The organism is Salifodinibacter halophilus, assembly GCA_012999515.1.
GTDB classification, from domain to species: domain Bacteria; phylum Pseudomonadota; class Gammaproteobacteria; order Nevskiales; family Salinisphaeraceae; genus Salifodinibacter; species Salifodinibacter halophilus.
Genome location: JABEEB010000304.1, coordinates 1 through 267, shown reverse-complemented (window position 1 = coordinate 267; position 267 = coordinate 1). Strand labels below are relative to the sequence as shown.

The window sequence follows — 267 nt, the reverse complement described above, 5'->3', positions numbered from 1 at the left end:
CAACGACAACCTCGATGCTTTGCGCTTCTACCAACGCCGTGGTTTTCGCCTGCATCGGTTGGTGCCGGGCGCGATCGACCTGGAACGCGAAGCCGACCCGGCGATCCCGCTGCTCGGCCGCCACGGCATTCCACTGCGCGACGAAATCAGCTTGATCCGCGAGCTCGACTGAGGCTGGCCGAAGCCCCCTGTAGGAGCGGCGCAAGCCGCGACGCGGCCGTAACGCACGCCGAGGAAAACGGACGCGCGCGATGTCGCCCGTCGTAC

The 267-nt window shown here is 67.0% G+C and carries 1 protein-coding gene; it reads left to right on the top strand.

Annotated features, from left to right (window positions below; all coding sequences use genetic code 11):
- Window positions 1-172 (top strand): GNAT family N-acetyltransferase (locus tag HKX41_11780; protein NNC24813.1); only part of this gene is annotated, 172 nt, incomplete at its 5' end.
- Window positions 173-267 lie beyond the last annotated feature (95 nt).